This is a genomic window from Bradyrhizobium sp. BR 1432 (genome assembly GCF_051547705.1).
Lineage (GTDB): Bacteria > Pseudomonadota > Alphaproteobacteria > Rhizobiales > Xanthobacteraceae > Bradyrhizobium > Bradyrhizobium zhanjiangense.
Map to the genome: position 1 here is coordinate 1,913,807 of NZ_JBPUGF010000003.1, position 21,486 is coordinate 1,935,292.

Here is a 21,486-nt window from a genome sequence, read left to right on the forward strand (position 1 = left end):
ATCCTCACGCAGCGCGGATGGCCGCTCCGGAACCTTCCCGCAGCATTGTAGCGACGTCGGATGCAGGCATCGGCCGGCTGAAATAGTAGCCTTGCGTTTCGGCGCACCCCTCTTCGCGGAGGATATCCAGCTGCGCCTTCGTTTCGACGCCTTCGGCGGTCGTCGTCTTGCCGAGGCTGACGGCGAAACGAACCACTGCTCGCGCGAGATGGTGCGCCTCTGCCCTCGCGCTGGATAGTTCGCCCACAAAACTGCGGTCGATCTTGACCTTGTCGAACGGGAATCTTTGCAGAAAGCTCAGCGATGAATAACCAGTGCCGAAATCGTCCAGGGCGATTCGCACGCCGAGCTCGCGCAGCTGAGCGAGGACTGCAAAAACAGCTTCGCTGTCATGCATGATCACGGTCTCGGTGACCTCGAGCTCGAGCCTGTGCGGCGCAATTCCTGAACTCGCCAGCGCGCCGACAACGACCGGAACAAGCTCCGTGCTCCTGAATTGAGCGGGAGACAGGTTGACTGCGATCCTGACATAGGCAGGCCATTTGGCAGCTTCCGCGCAGGCGGTCCGCAAGACCCATTCTCCCAGCGGCACGATCAAGCCGGTTTCCTCCGCAAGCGGAATGAATTCGCTCGGCAGGACCAGGCCTCGCTGCGGGTGATGCCAACGTAGCAAGGCCTCGAAGCCGATGGTCTTGCCGGTGGCAGTGCTGACGAACGGCTGGTAGTGAAGCTCGAATTGACGGCCGGCAAGCGCATCCCGCATGTCGCGCTCCAGATTGCGTCGCGCATGCATGAGCTCGTCGAGCTCCGGCTCGAAGAAACGGAATGCACCACGTCCGCCACTCTTGGCCGAGTAGAGCGCGAGATCCGCACTCTTCATGATCACGTCGGAATCATTGCCATCGCGCGGCGCGATGGCAATGCCGATGCTGGTGCCCACCGTGACCCGGTGATCGCCGAGATCGAAGGGTTCGCAAAGCGCCTTTCTGATGTTCTCGGCAAGAGCGGCGGCCTCCAGGGCCGGGTTGGTCACGTAGTCGATCACCGCGAACTCGTCGCCGCCCAGTCGGGCAATCAACGCGGTTTCCGTGGTGCATTCGCGCAGACGCGCAGCGACGGCGCGCAGCAGGGAATCGCCCGCCGGATGTCCAAGCGTGTCGTTGACTTCCTTGAAGCGATCGAGGTCGAGCATGAGCACGGCCAGATCGAGGCCGCCGTTGCGCGTAACCGCAATGGCATGCTCCATCCGTTCCCTGAGCAGCACGCGATTTGGCAGATCGGTCAGCGCGTCGTGCTGCGCCATATGTGTGATCTTGGCCTCGGACCGGCGTTGCTCGGTCACATCGAGATGCGTGGCCACCCATCCGCCACCGGCCATCGGCTGCCGCGTCACGCGGATCAGCCGACCATCCGCAAACTCGTCGATCCTGCTCGAGACTGCATCGAACGGCAGGGCCGCCAATTTCGAGATGAATTGCTCGGCAGCACCCTCGCTGGAATCGCCCTTGAGGATTCCCTTCACAATACGATGCCTGATGATGTCGGTGTGCAATGTCCCCGTCCGCAGCAGTTCCGGCGGCAACCGATACAGTCGGGCATAACGCTCGTTGCAGACGACAAGCCGCTTTTCGGCATCGAACATGCAAAGGCCCTCGACCATGTGGTTGATCGCCGTGTCCAGCCGGACCGTCTGGTCCTGTAGTTCCTGCTGCGAGTCTTCGAGCTGCTGCCGGGCGTCCGAAAGCTGGCTGATGATCTCCTCGAACTTGGCGGTTCTGCTTGCCAGGCGACGATCGGCCAGCACGCCGATCAGGCTCATGCCCAGCACAGATAGCGCCACACCGGCGATAGCAAGCGCGAGCACAGCCGGAGAAAGCGACAGGGCGCCCGTCGCACGCGTTGGATCCGGCGTGATCTGCACGGCGCCCATGGCCGTGAAGTGGTGCGATACGATGGCGAGTGTCAGCAGGACCGCCGCTGCGAGCGTACCCCGGTAGTTCTGATACCTGATCGCGACGGCCAGGGCGGCATAGCCGAGGCACATGCCCAGAATGATCGAGACGAAGACGAGGTCCAGCGACCAGGCGACGCGACCCGGCACTTCGAGTGCCCACATTCCGAGATAATGCATGCTGGCAATGCCGCCGCCGATGATGACGCCGCCGGCCGCCGCGCGCCACCGGCCGGAATCGCCGACCGCAACGCCGAAGCCCCCCGAGGTCAGAAGCATTGCCGTCGCAAGCGAAAGTGCCGTCAGCACGATTCCGTAGCCGGTCGTAACGCCGGGCTCGTAGGCGAGCATGGCGACGAAATGCGTCGCCCAGATTCCGTATCCGATGGCGGCGCCGGCAATCGCGATCCAGATCAGCCGCGTTCTTGCGCGCGCCGCGATCGCACGATGGAAGATACTGACTGCAACAATGCTCGCGACGAAGCAGACCAGGCCAGCAAGCACGACGAGCCGGAAATCATGCTCGACGGTAAGGCAAGACAAAACGCGGAACATCCAATATCGCTCCATCGCCAATAGTGTCGATGGTGGTCGGGCTAAACGTCGTTCGCGTTAATTTTGTGCAACGCCTGATTGCATGCTTACCAACGCGTTAATGCTTCGGGCGCAATTCGATTTTGCCGCGCATTGCGCATGTCTTACCGCAATCGCGCCCAAGCTGAGGGAACAACGCTTGCAACGACCGGCAACGTAATCCTAGAGGCGATTGCGAATGTGCTTGCGTCCGGTGAACATCGCGCGGATCAGGTTCTCGCGCTGGAGAATCCCCATCAGCAGCACGCCGAGCACGTGCAGCACGACCAGGACGATGACCGCGTCCGACGAATAGTGGTGGGTATCCTCGACCCACCAGACGCCGAAAAAGGTGACGGTCACCGACATCGCGCCCGTGATCGTCGACACCGCCAGCGAGACCAGCAGCGCCACCAGCATCAAGGTGCCGGCGGGGTTGAGCCCGATATAGCGACCCGTGATGCCGCGGCGCAGATTCCAGAGATAGTGTGGTGCGGCGCGCAGCCTGACGCCGACCATCCGGAAGCGCGAATAGCGGCTTCCCATCAAGCCCCAGAGCAGACGAAAGACGAGGAGGCCGATGACCGCATAGCCGACGATGCGGTGAAGGCCGTGATAGACGGTCGGCGTGAACCACGCCATCAGAACTGAGATCGCAAGAAGCCAGTGCCAGAGGCGCAGCGGGAGATCCCAGACCGCGACCGTCCGCGAAACGATTCGATTCGCGGGGGTCCTGTCGGACGCCCCGCGCGTTTGTCGCGCCGCTTCTTCCATCAAGCCCGTTTCGCTTTGGGGCTCACTTGCCGCAGTTTACTTGCTCAGCTTACTTGGCAATCGTGTGCTTCAGGCTGAGGTCTTCGGGGCTGTAGAACAGCTCGTAGAGCTTGCCTTCCTTGACGCCGTAGACCTCATAGCACGAGCCTTCGATCTTGGAGCGCCGCACCTCGTAGCCCAGCGCCTTGGCCTTGGCTTCGGCTTCGCTGGCCGGCTTCCACGACGCCTTGTCGAGCTTGGTGCAGTCCTTGAAACCGTCGGCCATGGCCGCCGATCCCATACCAATCCCGATCGTCAGCGCAATGGCAACAACACGAATGACCTTCACGAACGTCTCCTTCTCTGTGCGCTGTGTGCTCAGCGCGAAGCGCAGCCGAAGGAAGCAAAGGTGAAGGTGAAGTCAATCCGGTTCGGGGGTGACCAATCTTCAGATTCATTCTAACGGTCGTCAAAAGATCAGCGCTCTCCGTATGCGGCGCGCGCATTTGAAGCGCCGCTGCGGCCTTACGCCTCACGGGCCGGATGAACTGCTGGCCTCGCCAGTTGCGCTAGGCCGCGCTCCGCATTCCCGGATCGTTGCGCTGCAGCCAGTCCGTCCAGCGGAGACGTCCGCGCACACCCTGGCTGACGACAAAGCCCATGCCACGCGCCTTCGCCTCGGACAGGCCGATCGGCAGGATTTTCCGATGCAGTCTCCTTGCATCCTGGTATTGGCGGGCGAACGCAACGAGATCGAGATCTTCGGGGCCGCCGATCTCCGCACGCACGCCGCGCTGCCCGTCGAACGCGCAAGTCAGAACGTGATCGGCGACATCCGACGTATCGACAGGATTGAACAGCGTCGTTGGCACCGGCCACACCGGAAGCCAGGCGAGGCTCGAGAGCAACCTGTCGAGCAGGTAATAGAACGGCATCGCGCGAACGATGGACCAGGACAGAGCTGACGCACGCACCAGCCGTTCGCCGGCGAGCTTGACCCGCGCGTAGGGCAGGGTCGCCTGGTCGAGACCGACGATCGAGACATGCAGGACGTGCTGCACCTCGGCGTCCCCGCAGAGCGACAGCAGCCGCTCCGTTCCCTCGACGTCCACGGCGGAGGGCGATCTGAAGAAATCGATCGGACGAATGCCGCCGCGCCGCGCGATCGGCGAACAGGTCGCCGCATTGATGACCGTATCGACGTCATGCAGCGCTTCCCGCAACCCTGCGCCTGTGGCGAGATCGCCTGCAGCCCACTCGACGCCCGATCGCATGCCCGGCGATCGCGCAAACACCCGGACGCGACGTCCGTCGCGAACCAGGCGATCGACGATATCCCTGCCGAGATGACCTGTGCCTCCGGTGACGAGTGTCAGCGCCATGCGAGGCTCCGTCTCGGTGCGCGATGTTCGAGATTGCTCCTGACCGCTTCGACATGATTGACGGAGCCGAGCAACGCCGCCTGTTCGGCGGTCTCCGCGGCGAGACCGACCGCCGCGTCGCAAGTTGCGGACAGGTTGAGCAGTCGCTTGGCGGCACGGATCGCACCGGGGCTGCGGCCCGCAATGTCACGCGCCGTTACCAGCGCGGCGGCCACGGGGTCATCGACGAGTTCGCGTCGCAAAGCCATAGGCAAGCGCTTCGTCGGCCGAAAAACGCGCCCGGTATAGGTCAGCTCACGCACCACATCCTCGCGCGCGAGATGACGCATCAATTGCGTGCCGCACATATCAGGCACCAGCCCCCATTTCGTCTCGATGACCGCGAGCTTCGTATCGGGTGCGAGATAGCGCATGTCGGCACCGAGCGCGAGCTGGAAGCCGCCGCCGAAGGCAACGCCGTGCACCGCTGCAACCACGGGCACCGGCAGCTCGCGCCAGAGCCAGACGAGGCGCTGGGCATAGTTCGCGATGCCGTGGGTTCGCCGCGTCAGGTCCACGGACGGGAGCAACGGTTCGCCCTTCGCCGTGGCGAGAAGGCGGTCCAGATCGAGGCCTGCGCAGAATGCGCGCCCTTCGCCGGAGAGAACGACGGCGCGGATGTCCTTGCGCGCACCAAGCTGCGTGCCGACCTCGATGACCGCCTTGAACATCGCGGGGTCGAGCGCATTCATCTTGTCCGGACGGTTCAGCCGAACATGGGCCACGGCATCGTCGATGGTCAGACGGACACGATCGGTCATCGTGTTTCTCCTTTGGCCTGCATCGGCAGGTTCAGTATCCGGCGACCGCCAGCGCGACCACGGTGGCGAGAGCCTTCCAGCCAAAGCCGCGGCCGCGCGACCACCAGGCGTTGGCGACGGCCGCAAAGCCGTAGACGGCGACGATCGTCGCCACGATCCAGTGCCGCGCGCTGTCCGATCCCGACATTGGTGCCGCAAGCAGGAGCACGCCGCCGCCGATCCAGGCTACCGTACCGGCCTGCCAGACCAACCGGATCAGCGTGCGCAGGCTTTCCGGGGCGATGGTCGCTTTGGCGAACACCTTGGTTTCGCCCAGCACGCCATGGATCAGGGCGACCACGATTCCGGCGGCGCCGGCACATTGCAGCAGCAGATCACGCATCGGCGGACTCTCGCCTATTTCGTCCATACAACACTGTATGGAAAGGTAGGCGCTGGCCTGCCGCCCGTCAATACACTAGTGTATGGTCAGACCCTGGGAACCCGACATGACCGAACAGCTCTCCGCCGACGACTGGATCAAGGGGGGCTCAAGGCGCTCGCCAGAAGCGGTTTTACGGCGCTGAAAGCCGATCCGCTCGCCAAGGCCATGGGCGTGTCGCGCGGCAGCTTCTATTGGCATTTCGCCGATCTCGCAGCATTCCAGGCCGCCGTGCTGAAGCGCTGGCGCGAGATCGCGGCGGAGCAGATCATTGCCGACGTCGAGGCCGCCAGCGACGAGCCATTGAAGGCGTTGCTGCGCAGGTCGTTCGGCGCGCGGCTCGACCTCGAACGCGCGGTACGCAATTGGGCGGCCTTCGATGCGGCGGCGCAAGGGGCAGTGCGCGCGATCGACCACCGCAGGCTCGACTATATCGAAGGGCTGCTGGAAAAACGCGGGCTCACCCCGGCAACCGCGCAGGCCCGGGCCCAGATCCTGTACTGGACATTTCTCGGCTTTGCCCTGTCGGGCACGCCGGTGCCGGCAGCACGGCTCCAGGCCCTGCTCGACGAGGTCTTAACGATGGTCTCCGCGTAGATTCTTATTTTGACGCGTTTTCGTTCCGCGAACCGGTACCCACTTCGCTGGAAAACGCTTTGGCAGCCGCGATGGGCGGATGCGAATTTCTGTGCTAGAGGCAGCCGACTGCCGGAGACCATCAATGAACGCGCCCACCGAACGTCCCGAAGCCAGCGTCGATCCGAAACTGCTGGAGATTCTCGGTCTGCCCGCTGACCAAGGGCCCGCTGGAGTTCGACGCCGCGCGGCAGGAGCTGATCTCGCGCAGCGCCAAGCTCGCTTATCCGATCCGCGACGGCATCCCGATCATGCTGCCGGAAGAGGCGCGCAAGATCGATTGACGTTTTGTAGCCCGTTCGTCCTTTGGAGCGATGCCCACGCCACACCCTGTCGTCCCGGCGAAAGCCGGGACCCATAACCACAGGGAGAGGTTTGGCGCGATGCTGGTAACCCCGAGCCTTCGCAAAACGATTGCTGCGGCGTATGGGTCCCGGATCTGCGCGCGCTTGAGAGCGCGCTTGTCCGGGACGACGAGGAGAGAGCGGGGCGCGAGCGCTCTTGAAACGTCTGCCTACAGCGCCTCGCCCTTCAACAAGCGCGGCACTTCACCAGTCAAACCAGCCGCCTGGCGGATGAAGAGATTCTTCAGCGGCGGAGCGCGGTCGACGAGGCCGAGGCCGATGTCGCGCACCGTGCGCAGCAGCGTCGACTGGTTGGAGAACAGGAAGTTCAGCGAGTTGGTGGCAACGCCCATCGCCATGGTGTCGAACCGGCGCCAGCGCTGGTAACGGTCCAGCACGTCGGCGCCGCCGAGATCCATGCCGAGCCGTGCGGCATCGACGACGACCTCGGCCAGCGCGGCGACATCCTTCAGTCCCATGTTGAGGCCCTGGCCCGCGATCGGATGGATGACATGGGCGGCATCGCCGACCAGCGCCAGGCGCTCGGCGATGAAGGAGCGCGCGACGAAATAGGACAGTGGGAATGCGCGCGGCTTGTCGAGCGCCTTGACCTCGCCGAGATGCAAGCCAAAGCGCTGCTCGAGTTCAGCGTGGAACTCCTCGTCACTGAGCGCGATGATGCGCGCGGCCTCGCTGCGGCGCTCGGTCCACACCAGCGACGACCGCTTACCGGATAGCGGCAGAATCGCGAATGGGCCGGCGGGCAGAAAGTGCTCTTCGGCGCGGCCCTCGTGATCGCGCTCGTGGCCGACGGTAACGACGATGCCGGACTGATCGTACTCCCAGCCGTGGGTGGCGATGCCGGCGCGCTCACGCAGCTTGGATCTGGCGCCATCGGCGGCGACCAGCAGGCTCGCCGCGATCACGCTGCCATCGCCGAGCGTCACGTCGATGCCCTCGGAACGCGCGTCGTAGGACGCGACAGTGGTGGCGCGGAGATCGATGCCCTCGGCCTCGGCGCGCCCCACCAGCGCATCGATCAGGCGGCGGTTCTCGACCATATGGGCGAAGGGCTCGCCCGGCGCGACATCGCCGGCGAAATTCAGGAACACCGGGCGCGTAGCGTCCTCCAGCTTGGAATCGGTGACGACCATATCCAGGATCGGCTGCGCCTCGCCCCGGACATCGTCCCAGGCGTCGATCGCCTCGAACAGGCGGCGGCAGGCGGCCACGATCGCGGTGGCGCGCGGGTCGCGGCTCGGACGCATGCTGAGCGTGGGATCGGCGACGATGACGGGAATCTCGGGCCCGAGCCCCTGGCGCAGCGCCAGCGCCAGCGCCAGCCCTGCAAACGCGCCGCCGCCAATGACAATGCTACCCTGTACCGACATACCCGACTTTCCCGGCCAATTCCTGGACTTGCTAGCAGACTTGAGGTGGGCGAAACAGTGCGGTGAAACAAGGGCGGAACGGCCCGAATGTCATTCCGGAGCTTCAATCCGGAAATGACGGCAAGAAAGCTCACGCATGTCCAAAAGCCTGATCGACCTCATTTCGATCCTCGACCTCGAACAGCTCGAGGTGAACCTGTTCCGCGGCAACAGCCCAAAGACGAGCTGGCAGCGGGTGTTCGGCGGCCAGGTGATCGGGCAGGCGATGGTGGCGGCCTGCCGCACCGTCGAGGGCCGGCTGCCGCATTCGCTGCATTGCTATTTCATCCTGCCGGGCGACCCGCAGATCCCGATCATCTACCAGGTCGAGCGCCTGCGCGACGGCAAGAGCTATTCGACGCGCCGCGTCACCGCGATCCAGCACGGCAATGCGATCTTCTCGATCATGGTGTCGTTCCACGCCGAGGAGGAGAGCGCGTTCGACCATCAGGACAAGATGCCGGACGTCCCGCCACCGGAAAAGCTCACGGCGGAGGAGGTGGCGAAGCAGCCGATGTTCAAGGAGATGCCGGAGTTCATCCGCCGCTACTACGAATCCGATCGTCCGATCGAGCTGCGCCCGGTCGAGCTCGGTCGTTATTTCGGCCAGAAGATCGACGACGGCCGCATTCACGTCTGGATCAAGACCGCCGCGAAGCTGCCGGACGATCCGGCGCTGCACATGTGCGCGCTCGCCTACGCCTCGGACTTCTCGCTGCTGGACGCGATCATGGCCCGCTATGGACGCACGCTGTTCGACAAGCGCATGATGCCGGCGAGCCTCGACCATGCCATGTGGTTTCACCGCCCGTTCCGCGCCGACGAATGGCTGCTCTACGCCCAGGATTCGCCGAGCGCACAAGGCGGCCGCGGCTTGACCCGCGGCTCGATCTTCAAGCCCGACGGCACGCTGGTCGCCTCCGTCGCGCAGGAAGGCTCCGTGCGCGAGCGGAGGGCGTGATCGCTTAGAGCGAGCCGCGCGGAGCGAGTTCGGTCTGCGACGCAAACCAATTCATGATCCAGCGATACACCCACGGGATCGGGATGATGAAGCTGCACAGGATCGCGGCCACGATTCCGCGCCACAAGATCTCAAGTCCGCTGCCCTTGAACACGATTTCGCGCCGTGTGCCTTCGACGCTGCGGCAGAACCAGCGCATCTGCGCCGCGGCGACCCAGGCCCAGCCGATGATGGTGATGATCGAGATCGCGAACAGCAGGCTCCAGCCGATATAGGCCCAGATCGAGCCGGTGAAGCTCAGGCCCAGCGGCTGCCCGTTGGAGGCGAGGTTCGCGACCATCCATTTGATCAGCAGCCAGTAGAGGACGATCTGCACGATGAACAGCAGGTTGCTGAGCAGCTGGCTTCCGATGAAGGAGATGGCGATCGCCAGGACGATGAAGCCGAAATACCAGGGCACCAACGTCATCGCATTGCCGGTGAAGCTGAGATTCGGACGACCCGGGACCTTCACGCAGGACACGATCCATTGCGTGTACCAGACGAACACCCACGGCGCCGGCAGGACGAAGATCATTCCGATCAGCAAGACGATGCTGCGCCAGGTGAACTCGAGGATGCCAAAATCGACCGCCAGCGATCCTCCACCTACGCCACCATAGCCGCCGGCGCTGGCGCTGGCATACGCACCGGCACCCATCATCGGCGGGCCGCCGGCCGGCATCATCGGCGGCGCGCCGCCGCCTCCGATCAAGCCGGGGATTTCGGCGGCCTTCTGCCAGCCGGCCATGCCTTCGGTCCAGACCAGCGTGTCCGGGCGCACGACGCCTTGGGCGATGAGATCGCGAAATTGCCCCTCCGGAAAGGGCCCCTGCTGCTTGCCCTCGGATGCGTAGAACCAACTCGCCATGTAGCGTCCCCCCAAAATACTTATGTACCGCCCGGGACCGGCAGGTTCACCCGATCCATGCCGAAAATGCATTGTGAAGGATGGACGGCTGCCCTGTACAGAGGCGGCCGTTCACATGGCCAAACTGTTTTTCCGCTTCAATCTGCAACTTTTTTGTGCCATTTGCCCGGAAAGATGCCAGATTGACGCAGCGCCGGGGACATACGGCGCGGCGCATCCCGGGGAATAGGCCTGCCATGAAACTCGTCGTCGCGATCATCAAACCCTTCAAGCTCGATGAGGTCCGCCAGGCCCTGACGGCGATCGGCGTCCACGGCATGACCGTGACCGAGGTGAAGGGCTATGGCCGCCAGAAGGGCCACACCGAGATTTATCGCGGCGCCGAATATGTCGTGAACTTCCTGCCCAAGCTACGCATCGAGATCGCGGTCGCGTCCGACGTTGCCGACAAGGCGGTCAGCGTGATCACCGCGACCGCGCGCACCGGCCAGATCGGCGACGGCAAGATCTTCGTCACGCCGATCGACCACGCGCTGCGTATCCGCACCGGCGAAACCGACAGCGACGCGCTCTGATCTAATCTAATACGTCTTCTTCGATTGCACCGGGCAACGACGCCACAGCGTGCGACGTCAGTTAATGCCGGGGGGAACGACATGGCGGGATATTTGCGCCGCGCAGCTGCTATGGCTGCGCTGATCGGATTTATTGCCTCGCCCGCGTACGCCGCGGGCGCCGAGATCAACACCGCCGACACTGCCTGGATGATCGTCGCCACCGCGCTGGTGCTGATGATGACGATCCCCGGACTTGCGCTGTTCTACTCCGGCATGGTGCGCAAGAAGAACGTGCTTGCCACCATGGCGCAGAGCCTCGCCGCGGTGACGCTGATTTCGATTCTCTGGGTCGCGTTCGGCTATTCGCTGTGCTTCGTCGGCGACGGCCCGTGGATCGGCACGCTCGACCGCTGGTTCCTCGCGGGCATGACCATGGACAGCGTCAACCCGGCGGCCAAGACGATCCCGGAATCGCTGTTCATGCTGTACCAGATGACGTTTGCGATCATCACGGTGGCGCTGGTCGCAGGCTCGGTCGCCGATCGCATGCGGTTCTCCGCCTATCTCTTGTTCTCCGTCGCCTGGTTCATCTTCGTCTACATTCCGCTGGCGCATTGGGTGTGGGGCGGCGGTTTCCTCGCCAGCACGGGCGTTTTGGATTTCGCCGGCGGCCTCGTGGTGCATTTGTCCGCCGGCACCGGCGGCCTCGTCGCCGCGAAGGTGATGGGGCGCCGTCACGGCTACGGCACCGAGAATCTTTCGCCGTTCGATCTCTCGCTCGCGGTGATGGGCACCGGCCTGTTGTGGGTCGGCTGGTTCGGCTTCAACGGCGGCTCGGCCGGCGCGGCCAATTCGCGCGCGGTGATGGCGATCATTGCAACGCATCTCGCCGCTTGCGCCGGCGCCCTGACATGGGGCGCGATCGAATGGTCGACGCGGCGCAAGCCCTCGGTGCTCGGCATGATCTCCGGCGCGGTCGCAGGCCTCGGCACCATCACACCGGCCTCCGGGTTCGTGGCGCCCTGGCATGGCATCGTCATCGGCATCATTGCCGGTGCGGTTTGCTACTGGGCCTGCACATGGCTGAAGCACCGCTTTAACTATGACGATTCGCTCGACGTGTTCGGCGTCCACGGCGTCGGCGGCCTGACCGGCACCCTGCTCGGCGGCGTGTTCGCAACCAGCGCCATCGGCGGCACCGCCGGCCTGATCGAGGGCCACCCGCAGCAAGTGTTGATCCAGCTCTATGGCGTCGCCGTCACCTTCGTGTGGTCGGCAGGGGTGAGCTTCGTCCTGCTCAAGCTGGTCGGCCTGTTCGTGCCCTTGCGCGTATCCCGTGAGCACGAACTCGAGGGGCTCGACATCTCGCAGCATGGCGAGGCGCTTCAGTAACAGGGGCTTGTGCAACACATAAGTACATGCTTATGTGTTGTTATGATCGAAGCCGACATCTTCAAGGCGCTGGCCGACCCGACGCGCCGCAAGGTCTTTGAAAAGCTCGCTGGCGGAAGCCTGAATGCCAGCGCCTTGCGCGACGGATTGGAGATCAGCCAACCTGCGATGTCGCAGCATCTTTCGGTGCTGCGCGCGGCAGGCCTCGTGCGCGAACAGCGGCAGGGCCGCTTTGTGAATTACGAAGTCGACCCGGACGGAATTGTCGCCATCGGGGCATGGCTTGCGCGCTACCGCGCCTATTGGCCGAAGCGCATGGAAGCACTCGCTGACCTCCTGAAGGACATGGATCAATGAGCGACACCGTCAAGCCTGATCGTCCCGACGAAGCCCTCGTGCTCGAATATGATTTCGATGCACCGCCGGCAAAAGTCTGGCGCGCCGTGACCATTCCTGCATTGCGCGAGCGCTGGCTGCCGGATTGCGACCTTGCCGGCGCCGAGCCGGAATCAACGATCGCAGGTGAAGAGGTGCGCTACCGGCTTCGCGATTCCAAACCGCCATTTCGCGAGAGCCACGTCATCTTCCGGATCGAGCCGAACGAAGACGGCGGCACCCGCTTTCGCATTATCCAGCAAGCCTGCGACGAGCGAACAAGGCTGCCGCAGCCGGCCAATAGCAATTGCTGCCTGATGCGCGCGGCGGCCTAGCAACAACACGACGTCATCACCTGCAGACATGGAGGTCGCCGATGCGCGACATGCTTCAGCTCGTCCCTATGGTCGTCGAACAATCCGCTCGCGGTGAACGATCCTTCGACATCTACTCGCGGCTGCCTGCGCGAACGCATCATCTTCCTCAACGGCGAGGTCAATGATGCGATGTCCGGGCTGGTTTGCGCGCAGCTGCTATTCCTGGAGGCGGAGAATCCGAGCCGGCCGATCAATCTCTACATCAATTCCTATGGCGGCGTGGTTACCAGCGGGCTCGCGATGTACGACACAATGCAGTTCATCAAGGCGCCGGTTCATACGCTGTGCATGGGCACTGCGCGCTCCATGGGTTCGTTCCTGCTGATGGCCGGCGAACCCGGTCACCGCGCCGCGCTGCCCAATGCGAGCCTTCACGTGCATCAGCCGCTCGGCGGCTTCCAAGGCCAGGCGTCAGACATCCTGATCCACGCCAACGAAATGCAGGAAACCAAGCGGCGCATCATCAGGCTCTATGCGCAGCATTGCGGACGGACTGAAGAGGAGGTGGAACGGACCCTGGACCGCGACCACTTCATGACCGCGCAGCAGGGAGTTGAATGGGGATTGGTCGACCGGGTTTTTGCTGAGCGCGACGCCATCTGATGGCGCGACAGCGGCCCTCAGCGGGATCCCCTCGGCGAGTGCTCGTCTGCTCGACCCGCGACCGCCGCGATGAGCGTATCCCGTAAGCAGCGGGCGCAGTGGTCTCTATATTTCTCAAGTCCCCTCCCGTATCAAAATACCTTTTGACTGCCCGGCACATGGGCAACATTGTGTCGGCAGCCTGTCCTGCCTGCGTTTTGAGCAGGCGTGACCACGTTTTGAGCGCGACGTAATATCGCACCGCACGGCAATGCGCGTTAGACGCGAAAACACGCGTTTTCATAATCCGTTAGGCAACGCGCCTGATCTGGCACGGCATTTGATTCTACGGGTCTCGGCTGAGCCCGCGTAGTGAACTTCTCCCTCGTGGCGAACCAGTCGAGAACGCCCGGCCATGTCCGGACCGGGCCAAGCGGGGATAGGACCCATGAAAATCGTTATGGCGATTATCAAGCCATTCAAGCTGGAAGAAGTCCGTGACGCCCTGACCGCCATCGGCGTTCACGGTCTCACGGTGACGGAAGTCAAGGGATATGGCCGCCAGAAGGGCCATACGGAAATCTACCGCGGCGCCGAATATGCCGTGAGCTTCCTGCCCAAGATCAAGATCGAGGTCGCTGTCGCCTCCGACCAGGTCGACAAGACCATCGACGCCATCACGTCCGCCGCGAAAACCGGCCAGATCGGCGACGGCAAGATCTTCGTCATCAACCTCGACCATGCGGTGCGCATCCGCACCGGCGAGGCCGACGCCGCGGCCCTTTGATTTCGCGCTCAACCTTTATCCAATCAGGAGTGAATACAATGACGTTTAAGCGTCCCTATGGCGCGGGACTGGCGGCTCTCGCAGTCGGCCTGTTCGCTGCGACCGCAGCCTATGCCGAGCCAACGGTCAACAAGGGAGACAACGCCTGGATGCTGACATCGACAGTGCTGGTGCTGCTGATGACGATCCCCGGCCTCGCACTGTTCTACGGCGGTCTCGTCCGTTCCAAGAACATGCTCTCGGTCCTGATGCAGGTGTTCTACACCGTCTGCGTCGTCACCGTGATCTGGGCCGTGTACGGCTACAGCCTCGCCTTCACCGGCGGCTCCGACTTCATCGGCGGCTTCTCGAAGGCCTTCATGATGGGCGTCACCACCGATTCGAAGGCGGCGACCTTCTCAGTCGACGCCAACATCTCGGAGCTCATCTACGTGTGCTTCCAGATGACCTTCGCGGCGATCACGCCCGCCCTCATCGTCGGCGCCTTTGCCGAGCGCATGAAGTTCTCGGCGATCGCTCTGTTCATCCCGCTCTGGGTCACGCTGATCTACTTCCCGATCGCGCACATGGTCTGGTACTGGCCCGGCCCGGACATGATCCAGGATGCGGCCAAGGCGCTCGCTGCGGCGGGTGATGCGGCAGCCAAGACCGCGGCGCAGGCCAAGCTCGACGAGATCAACGCCGACGCCGGCTGGATCTTCAAGAAGGGCGCCATCGACTTCGCGGGCGGCACCGTGGTGCATATCAACGCCGGTATCGCGGGTCTCGTCGGCGCTCTCCTGATCGGCAAGCGCGTCGGCTACGGCAAGGAGCTGATGGCTCCGCACTCGCTGACCATGTCGATGATCGGCGCCTCGCTGCTCTGGGTCGGCTGGTTCGGCTTCAACGCCGGCTCCAACCTGGAAGCCGACGGCGGCGCTGCGCTCGCCATGACCAACTCCTTCGTCGCCACCGCTGCCGCCGCGCTGTCGTGGATGTTCGCGGAGTGGATCATCAAGGGCCATCCGTCGGTGCTCGGCGTCATCTCCGGCGCTGTCGCAGGTCTCGTGGCCGTCACGCCTGCCGCCGGCTTCTCCGGCGTCATGGGTGCGATCGTCCTCGGCCTCGTGGTCGGCGTGGTCTGCCTGTTCTTCTGCACCGTCGTGAAGAACGCGCTGGGCTATGACGACTTTCTCGACGTGTTCGGCGTGCACTGCATCGGCGGCATCGTCGGCGCGCTCGGCACCGGCATCCTGGTCAACCCGGCGCTCGGTGGTGCCGGCATCATGGACTACACCGCGATCCCGCCCAAGGTTGCCGATTACGACTTCGCCACGCAGATGATCGCCCAGCTCTGGGGCGTCTGCACCACGCTGGTGTGGTCGGGCATCGGTTCGGCGATCCTCTACAAGGTCGTCGATGTGATCGTTGGCCTTCGCACCAATGTCGAGAGCGAGCGTGAAGGCCTCGACATCACCGAGCACACCGAGCGCGCTTACAATATGTAACTCTCCTCCCGGCCGCGATCTCCTCGGGGATCGCGGCCAGACCTACGGTTTGGGCACATACCCGGCAATGCCCCGACCGTCGAGGGGCTCCAGCGCAAGCTGGAGCCCCTTTCTTTTGGTCGGAGGGTCGAAGAAAAACATTGCCATTGCGCACCGCCGGCGCAGAAATATCGACCTCAAGAACAACAATCGGGAGGTCGTCATGCGTTTGGAAGGCGGATGCTATTGCGGCGCAGTGCGCTACAAGGCCGAAGGTGATCCGATGATGCAGGCCCAGTGTCATTGCCGCGAATGCCAGTACATCACCGGCGGCGCGCCCAACACCTTCATCGCAATGCCGGCGGCCGGCTTCAGCTACATCAGCGGCCAACCCAAGCAGTTCACGCGCAAGGACCTCGCACGCGCCGTCACGCGCGAATTCTGCGCCGAATGCGGTACCCATCTGGTGACCAAGGTTCCAGGCCTGCCGGCCGCGGTCGTAAAGGTCGGCACGCTGGACGAGCCCGGCCAGTTCCATCCGCAGATGGCGATCTACACCTGCGACAAGCAGGAGTTTCACGCGGTCCCGTCAGGTATGCCGGCATTCGAGAAGCTGCCGGGGCGCTGAAGCCGCAATGACGAGGCAGAGGCGGCCTATGGCCGCCTTTCTTACGAGGAACGCCGAAGCATCGGCCATGGGAGAGGATGTCTCAACATCGGGACAGTCCCTATTTGGAGAGAACCCTCACCCGCGCCTTCGGCGCGACCTCTCCCGCAAGCGGGAGAGGTGGAAGAACCAGCCCCGCCCTGTAGTCATGCATCCCGTTGTTATCCGGCCTCATTATTCCCGCTCTGGACGGGGGCGGCGGCCGATGGTTAATCGCGTCTTAACCTCGCCCTATCTATGGTGAACTGAACCGCTTCCCGCCGGCGCCTTGGTGCGACCGGCTGTTCCAAGAGTGCTGGCGCCCAGAATGGTCATGACCGCTTCATCCCGTGCGCCGCAGGCCAGTGGAAGCTCCGACAGCGAACGCTCGCCCTTCGTCCGGCTGAACGAGCTCTTGGGCCCGCATCAACCGGGTAAGCCCTTGATTACGCTTGCAGTCGGCGAGCCCCAGCATCCCGTGCCTGACTTCGTGGGCCCGGTGCTGGCCAAGCACATCGCCGAGTTCGGCCGTTACCCGGCGAACAAGGGCACCGACCCCTTCCGCAACGCGGCGGGCGCCTGGCTGTCATCGCGCTTCAAGCTGCCGCGGCCGCTCGACCCCGAGAACGAGATTCTCGTCCTCAATGGCAGCCGCGAGGGGCTGTTCCTCGCCGCGCTCGCGGCGGCGCGCTATGTCGGCCCGCGCCCCGGCAAGCCTGCCATCCTGATGCCGAACCCGTTCTATCCGGTCTATGGCGCCGGCGCTCGCGCCGCGGCCTGCGAGCCGGTCTATCTGCCGACCACCGTCGAAAACGGCTTCCTGCCCGATCTCGACGCCATCGACGAAGCGACGCTGGCGCGCACCGTGGCGTTCTATCTGGCCTCGCCCGCCAATCCGCAAGGCTCGGTCGCCAAGCCCGATTATTTCAAGCGGTTGAAGCAGCTCGCCGACCGCTACGGCTTCGTGATCCTCAGCGACGAGTGCTATTCCGAGATCTACACCCGCGAGGCACCGGGCAGCGCGCTCGAATGCGCCGGCCCCGATTTCACCCGCGTGGTTGCGTTCCAGTCGCTGTCGAAGCGCTCCAACCTGCCCGGCCTGCGCGTCGGCTTCGCCGCCGGCGACAAGAAATTCATCGGCATCTTCCTCGAGCTGCGCAACATCGCCGCGCCGCAGGTGCCGGTACCGCTCCAGCATGTCGCGACCGTTGCTTACGGCGACGAGGCGCATGTCGAGGAGAACCGCAGGCTCTACCGGATCAAGTTCGATCTCGCCGACCAGATCATCGGCAATCGTTACGGCTATCGCCGGCCCGATGCCGGCTTCTGCGTCTGGCTCGAACACGTCCGCGCTCGGCGACGACGTGTCGGTGACGCTGAGACTCTTCAAGGAAGCAGGCGTGCGCGTGGTGCCCGGCAGCTATCTGGCGCGGCTCCAGCCTGACGGCTTCAATCCCGGCGCGGGCTATATTCGCCTCGCGCTGGTGCAGGATGGCGAGACCACGGCGCAAGCGCTGCACCGCCTGGTCGAGACTCTGGGTTAGGCGGGGCCCATGAGCATGTCGGCAATCGAACGTGTCATTCCACTGGTCGGCCATCTGCCGCCCTCGATCCGAGAGGGGCTGGCGCGACGCCTGCGCGAGCTGACCGGCCTCGGCCTGATCGCGCTGGCGGGCGTCGCCTCGGCGGCGCTGATGACCTGGTCGGTGCAGGATCCCAGCCTCAGCCACGCCACCTCACGGCCGATCCGCAACATCCTCGGCTATGCCGGTGCGATCGGTGCCGACCTCTCGATGCAGATCCTCGGCCTTGGCGCGATCATGCTGGTCCTGACCGTCGCGGTCTGGGGCTGGCGCATGATGACGCATCGCCCGTTCGACCGCGAAGCGCTGCGGCTCGGCTCATGGATTCTCTGCACGGTGATCGCCGCGGGCTTTGTCAGCTGCTGGCCACATGGCGGCGCCTGGCCGCTGCCGACCGGCCTCGGCGGTGTCGTCGGCGATGCCCTGGTGCGCGCGCCCGCCGTGATCTTCGGGCCTGCCGGCACGATCTATCGCATTGTGCTGGGCACGATCCTGTTCGCCGCGATGGCCGTGACATTCCTGATCGCCTGCGGTCTCGGCGCACGCGAGCATGACGACGAGCTCGCGGAGATCGAGGATGACGACAAACCGCTCGACGAAGACGAGGAGAGCGATCGCGGTTCGGTGTCGCTGGGCTGGCTGTTCCACGCCTTGATGAGCACCAAAGCGCGACTGATCTGGCTCTTCGGTGCCGCTTACCGCTCGCTGGTCTCGAGCGGGCCGAAGACCAAGGCCGCTCAGTTCAGCCGTCAGGAGCCCAATCTCGGCGGCGGACGCGCCGCGCCCTCGATCTCACCGCAGTCCGAAGACGAGGAGCACGAGGACGAGTACGAAGAAGAGGAGGAGGAAGAGGAAGAGGAGGAGCCTGCCGCGCGCGCGCCGCGCAAGAAGGCCGCGCCGAAGAGTTCTGCGAAGAAATCCTCCGACAAGTTCGATCTTCCGTCCGTCTCCATGCTGGCCGCACCAAAGGCCGGCGACCGCCAGCCGCTCAGCAAGGCCGAGCTGGAGACCAATTCCCGTTCGCTCGAAGGCGTGCTCCAGGATTTCGGCGTGCGCGGCGAGATCGTGAAGGCCAATCCGGGTCCCGTGGTCACGCTGTACGAGCTGGAGCCGGCGCCCGGCATCAAGTCGTCGCGCGTGATCGGGCTTGCCGACGACATCGCTCGCTCGATGAGCGCGCTGTCGGCACGCGTCGCCGTCGTGCCCGGCCGCAACGCGATCGGCATCGAGCTGCCGAACGCGCATCGCGAAAAAGTTTACCTGCGCGAACTGCTGGTGGCGAAAGAGGCGACCGACACGGTGGCAAAGCTGCCGCTCTGCCTCGGCAAGACCATCGGCGGCGACCCCGTGATCATCGACCTCGCGCGCACGCCGCACATGCTGATCGCCGGCACCACGGGCTCCGGCAAATCGGTCGCCATCAACACCATGATCCTCAGCCTGGTCTATCGGCTGCGCCCCGACCAGTGCCGGCTGATCATGGTCGATCCGAAGATGCTCGAACTCTCCGTCTATGACGGCATCCCCCATCTGCTCACGCCTGTTGTGACCGATCCGAAGAAGGCGGTGGTCGCGCTGAAATGGGCCGTGCGCGAGATGGAAGAGCGCTACAAGAACATGGCCAAGCTCGGTGTGCGCAACATCGACGGCTACAACACGCGACTGCTCGAACTGAAGGCCAAGGGCGAGGAGCCGACGCGCACGGTGCATACCGGCTTCGACAAGGAGACCGGCAAGGCGATCTACGAGGAAGAGAAGCTCTCGCTCGACCCGCTGCCCTACATCGTCATCATCGTCGACGAAATGGCGGACCTGATGATGGTCGCCGGCAAGGACATCGAAGGCGCGGTGCAGCGTCTGGCGCAGATGGCGCGCGCAGCCGGCCTGCACGTGATCCTCGCCACGCAGCGGCCGTCGGTCGACGTCATCACCGGCACCATCAAGGCGAACTTCCCGACCCGCATCGCCTTCCAGGTGACGTCCAAGATCGACAGTCGCACCATTCTCGGCGAGATGGGCGCCGAGCAGCTGCTCGGCCAGGGCGACATGCTCTACATGGCCGGCGGCGGCCGCATCAGCCGCGTGCACGGACCTTTTGCCTCCGACGAGGAGGTCGAGAAGGTGGTGCGTCACCTCAAGACGCAGGGCCAGCCCGAATATCTCGAAGCGGTCACGGCCGAAGAGCCCACCGAGGACGAGGACGGCGCGGTGTTCGACGCGACAGGCATGGGTGCCGACGGCGGCGGCGATTTGTTCGCGCAGGCCGTTGCCATCGTCAAACGCGACCGCAAGGCTTCAACCAGCTACATCCAGCGCCGCCTGCAAATCGGCTATAACCGCGCCGCATCGCTGATGGAGCGCATGGAACTGGAAGGCATCGTCGGGCCCGCCAACCACGCCGGCAAGCGCGAGATTCTGGTCGAGGAAGAAGACAGCCATATGTGAGGCGAGGAGCCTCAACACATCATTTCACGCAAAATCGATATCTGCTTTTGCCCGAAATCACGCTAAAAGGCGCCCAGCCACGTTAGGACGACGCGTTGATCAGACATCCGGACATTCGATTCGCTGCCACCATCGCTGCGCGAAGCGCGCGCGTGGCCGGCGTGCTTCTCGTCACCGCCGCGATGGTGACCGCTACATCGTTCGCGCAGACCGTGCCCGTGCCGAAGCCAGCGCCGAAGGGCCGCGATGGCGGTGCGGCGGGGGGAGGGCCCGCCGTCACCGGTGCGACGCAGGCGCCGCCGAATCCGGTCATCCCGGATCCGCGCCGCAACGTACCGAGCAGTATCTTCCAGACCTTCGATGCCAACCAGAAGGCGCAGGCCGCCAAGATCAGCGCCTATCTCTCCTCGCTCCAGACCCTGGTCGGGAATTTCGTCCAGGTCGGCCCCGACGGCAGCAAGACGCAGGGCGATTTCTACATCCAGAAACCGGGCAAGGTGCGCTTCGAATATGACGCGCCGAGCCCGATCGACATCGTCGCCGATGGATCCTCGCTGGTGGTGCGTGATCGCAAGCTCGCGACCCAGGACATTTATCCGCTGTCGCAGACGCCGCTGCGTTTCCTGCTGTCCGATCGCATCGACCTGATGAAGGACACCAACGTCGTCAACGTCTCGGCCGACGACGTCTTCACCAGCGTCACCATCGAGGAGAAGCAGGCGCTGGTCGGCACCAGCCGCCTCCTCTTGATGTTCGGCGCCAAGGACGGCCAGTTGAAGCAGTGGACCGTCACCGACCCGCAGGGCTACGACACCACGATCGCGGTTTACAATCTGGATTCGAGCAAGAAACTCGATCCGGGCATGTTCAAGATCGATTTCACCAATTACGGCCCATCGCCGGGTTGAGCGCTCCGCTGCCGTAGGGTGGGCAAAGGCGCGTTTGCGCCGTGCCCACCATCTTTCCTCCTCGCGATCGACACGTGGGCACGCTTCCGCCTTCGCTCTTCGAGCTACGGCGGACAAGTCGCTTTGCCCACCCTACGAAAGCACGCCCAGATCCTCACATCTCGCACCCGAAAAGACGGTGGGCACGGCGCTTTGCGCCTTTGCCCA

18 protein-coding genes and 4 pseudogenes are annotated in these 21,486 nt (G+C 64.1%); 14 read left to right on the forward strand and 8 right to left on the reverse strand.

The features are described from left to right. Positions 1-4: 4 nt before the first annotated feature. From ACSKB8_RS09100 to ACSKB8_RS09125, 6 genes are all read right to left on the reverse strand, one after another. Positions 5-2,506 (reverse strand): EAL domain-containing protein, encoded by a 2,502-nt coding sequence (locus ACSKB8_RS09100; RefSeq protein WP_438103682.1) that lies wholly within the window; start codon positions 2,504-2,506, stop codon positions 5-7. A 201-nt stretch (positions 2,507-2,707) separates the two neighbouring features. Then, positions 2,708-3,298 (reverse strand): cytochrome b/b6 domain-containing protein, encoded by a 591-nt coding sequence (locus ACSKB8_RS09105; RefSeq protein WP_370989098.1) that lies wholly within the window; start codon positions 3,296-3,298, stop codon positions 2,708-2,710. A 49-nt stretch (positions 3,299-3,347) separates the two neighbouring features. After that, the gene (locus ACSKB8_RS09110) at positions 3,348-3,626 is read right to left on the reverse strand and encodes a PepSY domain-containing protein (RefSeq protein WP_091882699.1); all 279 of its coding nucleotides are present in this window, start codon (positions 3,624-3,626) and stop codon (positions 3,348-3,350) included. 220 nt (positions 3,627-3,846) lie between these two features. Then, entirely contained in the window at positions 3,847-4,659 is an 813-nt protein-coding gene (locus ACSKB8_RS09115; RefSeq protein WP_438103683.1) for an SDR family oxidoreductase, read from the reverse strand. Next, positions 4,650-5,459, reverse strand: coding sequence for a crotonase/enoyl-CoA hydratase family protein (locus tag ACSKB8_RS09120; protein ID WP_438103684.1), 810 nt, complete (start codon positions 5,457-5,459; stop codon positions 4,650-4,652). Before ACSKB8_RS09120 ends, ACSKB8_RS09115 begins: the two co-directional genes overlap by 10 nt. 31 nt (positions 5,460-5,490) lie before the next feature. After that, positions 5,491-5,841, reverse strand: coding sequence for a hypothetical protein (locus ACSKB8_RS09125; protein WP_438103685.1), 351 nt, complete (start codon positions 5,839-5,841; stop codon positions 5,491-5,493). Positions 5,842-5,947: 106 nt separating this feature from the next. On the opposite strand from ACSKB8_RS09125, the pseudogene ACSKB8_RS09130 reads away from it, so the two are divergent. Continuing rightward, positions 5,948-6,477, forward strand: a pseudogene (locus tag ACSKB8_RS09130) (TetR/AcrR family transcriptional regulator). A gap of 124 nt (positions 6,478-6,601) precedes the next feature. Further along, positions 6,602-6,800, forward strand: a pseudogene (locus ACSKB8_RS09135) (Trm112 family protein). Between the two features lie 230 nt (positions 6,801-7,030). Here the strand turns inward: ACSKB8_RS09135 and ACSKB8_RS09140 are convergent. Then, the gene (locus tag ACSKB8_RS09140) at positions 7,031-8,251 is read right to left on the reverse strand and encodes a ubiquinone biosynthesis hydroxylase (protein WP_438103686.1); all 1,221 of its coding nucleotides are present in this window, start codon (positions 8,249-8,251) and stop codon (positions 7,031-7,033) included. A gap of 136 nt (positions 8,252-8,387) precedes the next feature. Here ACSKB8_RS09140 and tesB point away from each other — a divergent pair, with 136 nt between their 5' ends. Next, positions 8,388-9,251: an acyl-CoA thioesterase II gene (gene tesB / locus ACSKB8_RS09145; protein WP_438103687.1), complete on the forward strand. Its 864-nt coding sequence runs from the start codon at positions 8,388-8,390 to the stop codon at positions 9,249-9,251. A 4-nt stretch (positions 9,252-9,255) separates the two neighbouring features. Here the strand turns inward: tesB and ACSKB8_RS09150 are convergent, their stop codons facing one another. Continuing rightward, entirely contained in the window at positions 9,256-10,161 is a 906-nt protein-coding gene (locus ACSKB8_RS09150; RefSeq protein ID WP_438103688.1) for a DUF4339 domain-containing protein, read from the reverse strand. 236 nt (positions 10,162-10,397) lie between these two features. On the opposite strand from ACSKB8_RS09150, the gene ACSKB8_RS09155 reads away from it, so the two are divergent. The 11 genes and pseudogenes from ACSKB8_RS09155 (at position 10,398) to ACSKB8_RS09205 (ending at position 21,279) form a co-directional block, all read left to right on the forward strand. Next, positions 10,398-10,736 carry a P-II family nitrogen regulator gene (locus ACSKB8_RS09155; RefSeq protein ID WP_028176997.1) on the forward strand — a complete coding sequence of 113 codons (339 nt, stop codon included), beginning with the start codon at positions 10,398-10,400 and terminating at the stop codon, positions 10,734-10,736. An 81-nt stretch (positions 10,737-10,817) separates the two neighbouring features. Further along, a complete protein-coding gene (locus ACSKB8_RS09160; RefSeq protein ID WP_438103689.1) occupies positions 10,818-12,110 on the forward strand; it encodes an ammonium transporter in 1,293 nt (430 codons plus the stop codon). A 42-nt stretch (positions 12,111-12,152) separates the two neighbouring features. Next, positions 12,153-12,467 carry an ArsR/SmtB family transcription factor gene (locus ACSKB8_RS09165; protein WP_018646000.1) on the forward strand — a complete coding sequence of 105 codons (315 nt, stop codon included), beginning with the start codon at positions 12,153-12,155 and terminating at the stop codon, positions 12,465-12,467. Continuing rightward, positions 12,464-12,820: an SRPBCC family protein gene (locus tag ACSKB8_RS09170; RefSeq protein ID WP_128944575.1), complete on the forward strand. Its 357-nt coding sequence runs from the start codon at positions 12,464-12,466 to the stop codon at positions 12,818-12,820. The genes ACSKB8_RS09165 and ACSKB8_RS09170 overlap by 4 nt, the downstream gene beginning before the upstream one ends. A 41-nt stretch (positions 12,821-12,861) precedes the next feature. Then, a pseudogene (locus ACSKB8_RS09175) lies at positions 12,862-13,465 on the forward strand (ATP-dependent Clp protease proteolytic subunit). Between the two features lie 427 nt (positions 13,466-13,892). Beyond that, complete coding sequence (locus tag ACSKB8_RS09180; protein WP_008142813.1) at positions 13,893-14,231, forward strand: P-II family nitrogen regulator; 339 nt, start codon at positions 13,893-13,895, stop codon at positions 14,229-14,231. A 38-nt stretch (positions 14,232-14,269) separates the two neighbouring features. After that, complete coding sequence (locus ACSKB8_RS09185) at positions 14,270-15,718, forward strand: ammonium transporter (protein ID WP_438103690.1); 1,449 nt, start codon at positions 14,270-14,272, stop codon at positions 15,716-15,718. A 202-nt stretch (positions 15,719-15,920) separates the two neighbouring features. After that, a complete protein-coding gene (locus tag ACSKB8_RS09190; protein ID WP_438103691.1) occupies positions 15,921-16,325 on the forward strand; it encodes a GFA family protein in 405 nt (134 codons plus the stop codon). Positions 16,326-16,671: 346 nt separating this feature from the next. Beyond that, positions 16,672-17,887: pseudogene (locus ACSKB8_RS09195) on the forward strand (aminotransferase class I/II-fold pyridoxal phosphate-dependent enzyme). 9 nt (positions 17,888-17,896) lie between these two features. Then, a complete protein-coding gene (locus tag ACSKB8_RS09200; protein ID WP_438103692.1) occupies positions 17,897-20,371 on the forward strand; it encodes a DNA translocase FtsK in 2,475 nt (824 codons plus the stop codon). Positions 20,372-20,523: 152 nt separating this feature from the next. Then, positions 20,524-21,279: an outer membrane lipoprotein carrier protein LolA gene (locus tag ACSKB8_RS09205; protein WP_091882660.1), complete on the forward strand. Its 756-nt coding sequence runs from the start codon at positions 20,524-20,526 to the stop codon at positions 21,277-21,279. Positions 21,280-21,486: the final 207 nt, after the last annotated feature.

Excerpts from the sequence above, each read along its gene's own strand:
- ACSKB8_RS09115 (WP_438103683.1), bottom strand. The coding sequence starts at position 4,659 with ATGGCGCTGACACTCGTCACCGGAGGCACAGGTCATCTCGGCAGGGAT.
- ACSKB8_RS09170 (WP_128944575.1), top strand. The coding sequence starts at position 12,464 with ATGAGCGACACCGTCAAGCCTGATCGTCCCGACGAAGCCCTCGTGCTC.
- ACSKB8_RS09165 (WP_018646000.1), top strand. The coding sequence starts at position 12,153 with ATGATCGAAGCCGACATCTTCAAGGCGCTGGCCGACCCGACGCGCCGC.
- ACSKB8_RS09150 (WP_438103688.1), bottom strand. The coding sequence starts at position 10,161 with ATGGCGAGTTGGTTCTACGCATCCGAGGGCAAGCAGCAGGGGCCCTTT.
- ACSKB8_RS09140 (WP_438103686.1), bottom strand. The coding sequence starts at position 8,251 with ATGTCGGTACAGGGTAGCATTGTCATTGGCGGCGGCGCGTTTGCAGGG.
- ACSKB8_RS09125 (WP_438103685.1), bottom strand. The coding sequence starts at position 5,841 with ATGCGTGATCTGCTGCTGCAATGTGCCGGCGCCGCCGGAATCGTGGTC.
- ACSKB8_RS09200 (WP_438103692.1), top strand. The coding sequence starts at position 17,897 with ATGAGCATGTCGGCAATCGAACGTGTCATTCCACTGGTCGGCCATCTG.
- ACSKB8_RS09155 (WP_028176997.1), top strand. The coding sequence starts at position 10,398 with ATGAAACTCGTCGTCGCGATCATCAAACCCTTCAAGCTCGATGAGGTC.
- tesB (WP_438103687.1), top strand. The coding sequence starts at position 8,388 with ATGTCCAAAAGCCTGATCGACCTCATTTCGATCCTCGACCTCGAACAG.
- ACSKB8_RS09190 (WP_438103691.1), top strand. The coding sequence starts at position 15,921 with ATGCGTTTGGAAGGCGGATGCTATTGCGGCGCAGTGCGCTACAAGGCC.
- ACSKB8_RS09100 (WP_438103682.1), bottom strand. The coding sequence starts at position 2,506 with ATGTTCCGCGTTTTGTCTTGCCTTACCGTCGAGCATGATTTCCGGCTC.
- ACSKB8_RS09120 (WP_438103684.1), bottom strand. The coding sequence starts at position 5,459 with ATGACCGATCGTGTCCGTCTGACCATCGACGATGCCGTGGCCCATGTT.
- ACSKB8_RS09180 (WP_008142813.1), top strand. The coding sequence starts at position 13,893 with ATGAAAATCGTTATGGCGATTATCAAGCCATTCAAGCTGGAAGAAGTC.
- ACSKB8_RS09185 (WP_438103690.1), top strand. The coding sequence starts at position 14,270 with ATGACGTTTAAGCGTCCCTATGGCGCGGGACTGGCGGCTCTCGCAGTC.
- ACSKB8_RS09105 (WP_370989098.1), bottom strand. The coding sequence starts at position 3,298 with ATGGAAGAAGCGGCGCGACAAACGCGCGGGGCGTCCGACAGGACCCCC.
- ACSKB8_RS09160 (WP_438103689.1), top strand. The coding sequence starts at position 10,818 with ATGGCGGGATATTTGCGCCGCGCAGCTGCTATGGCTGCGCTGATCGGA.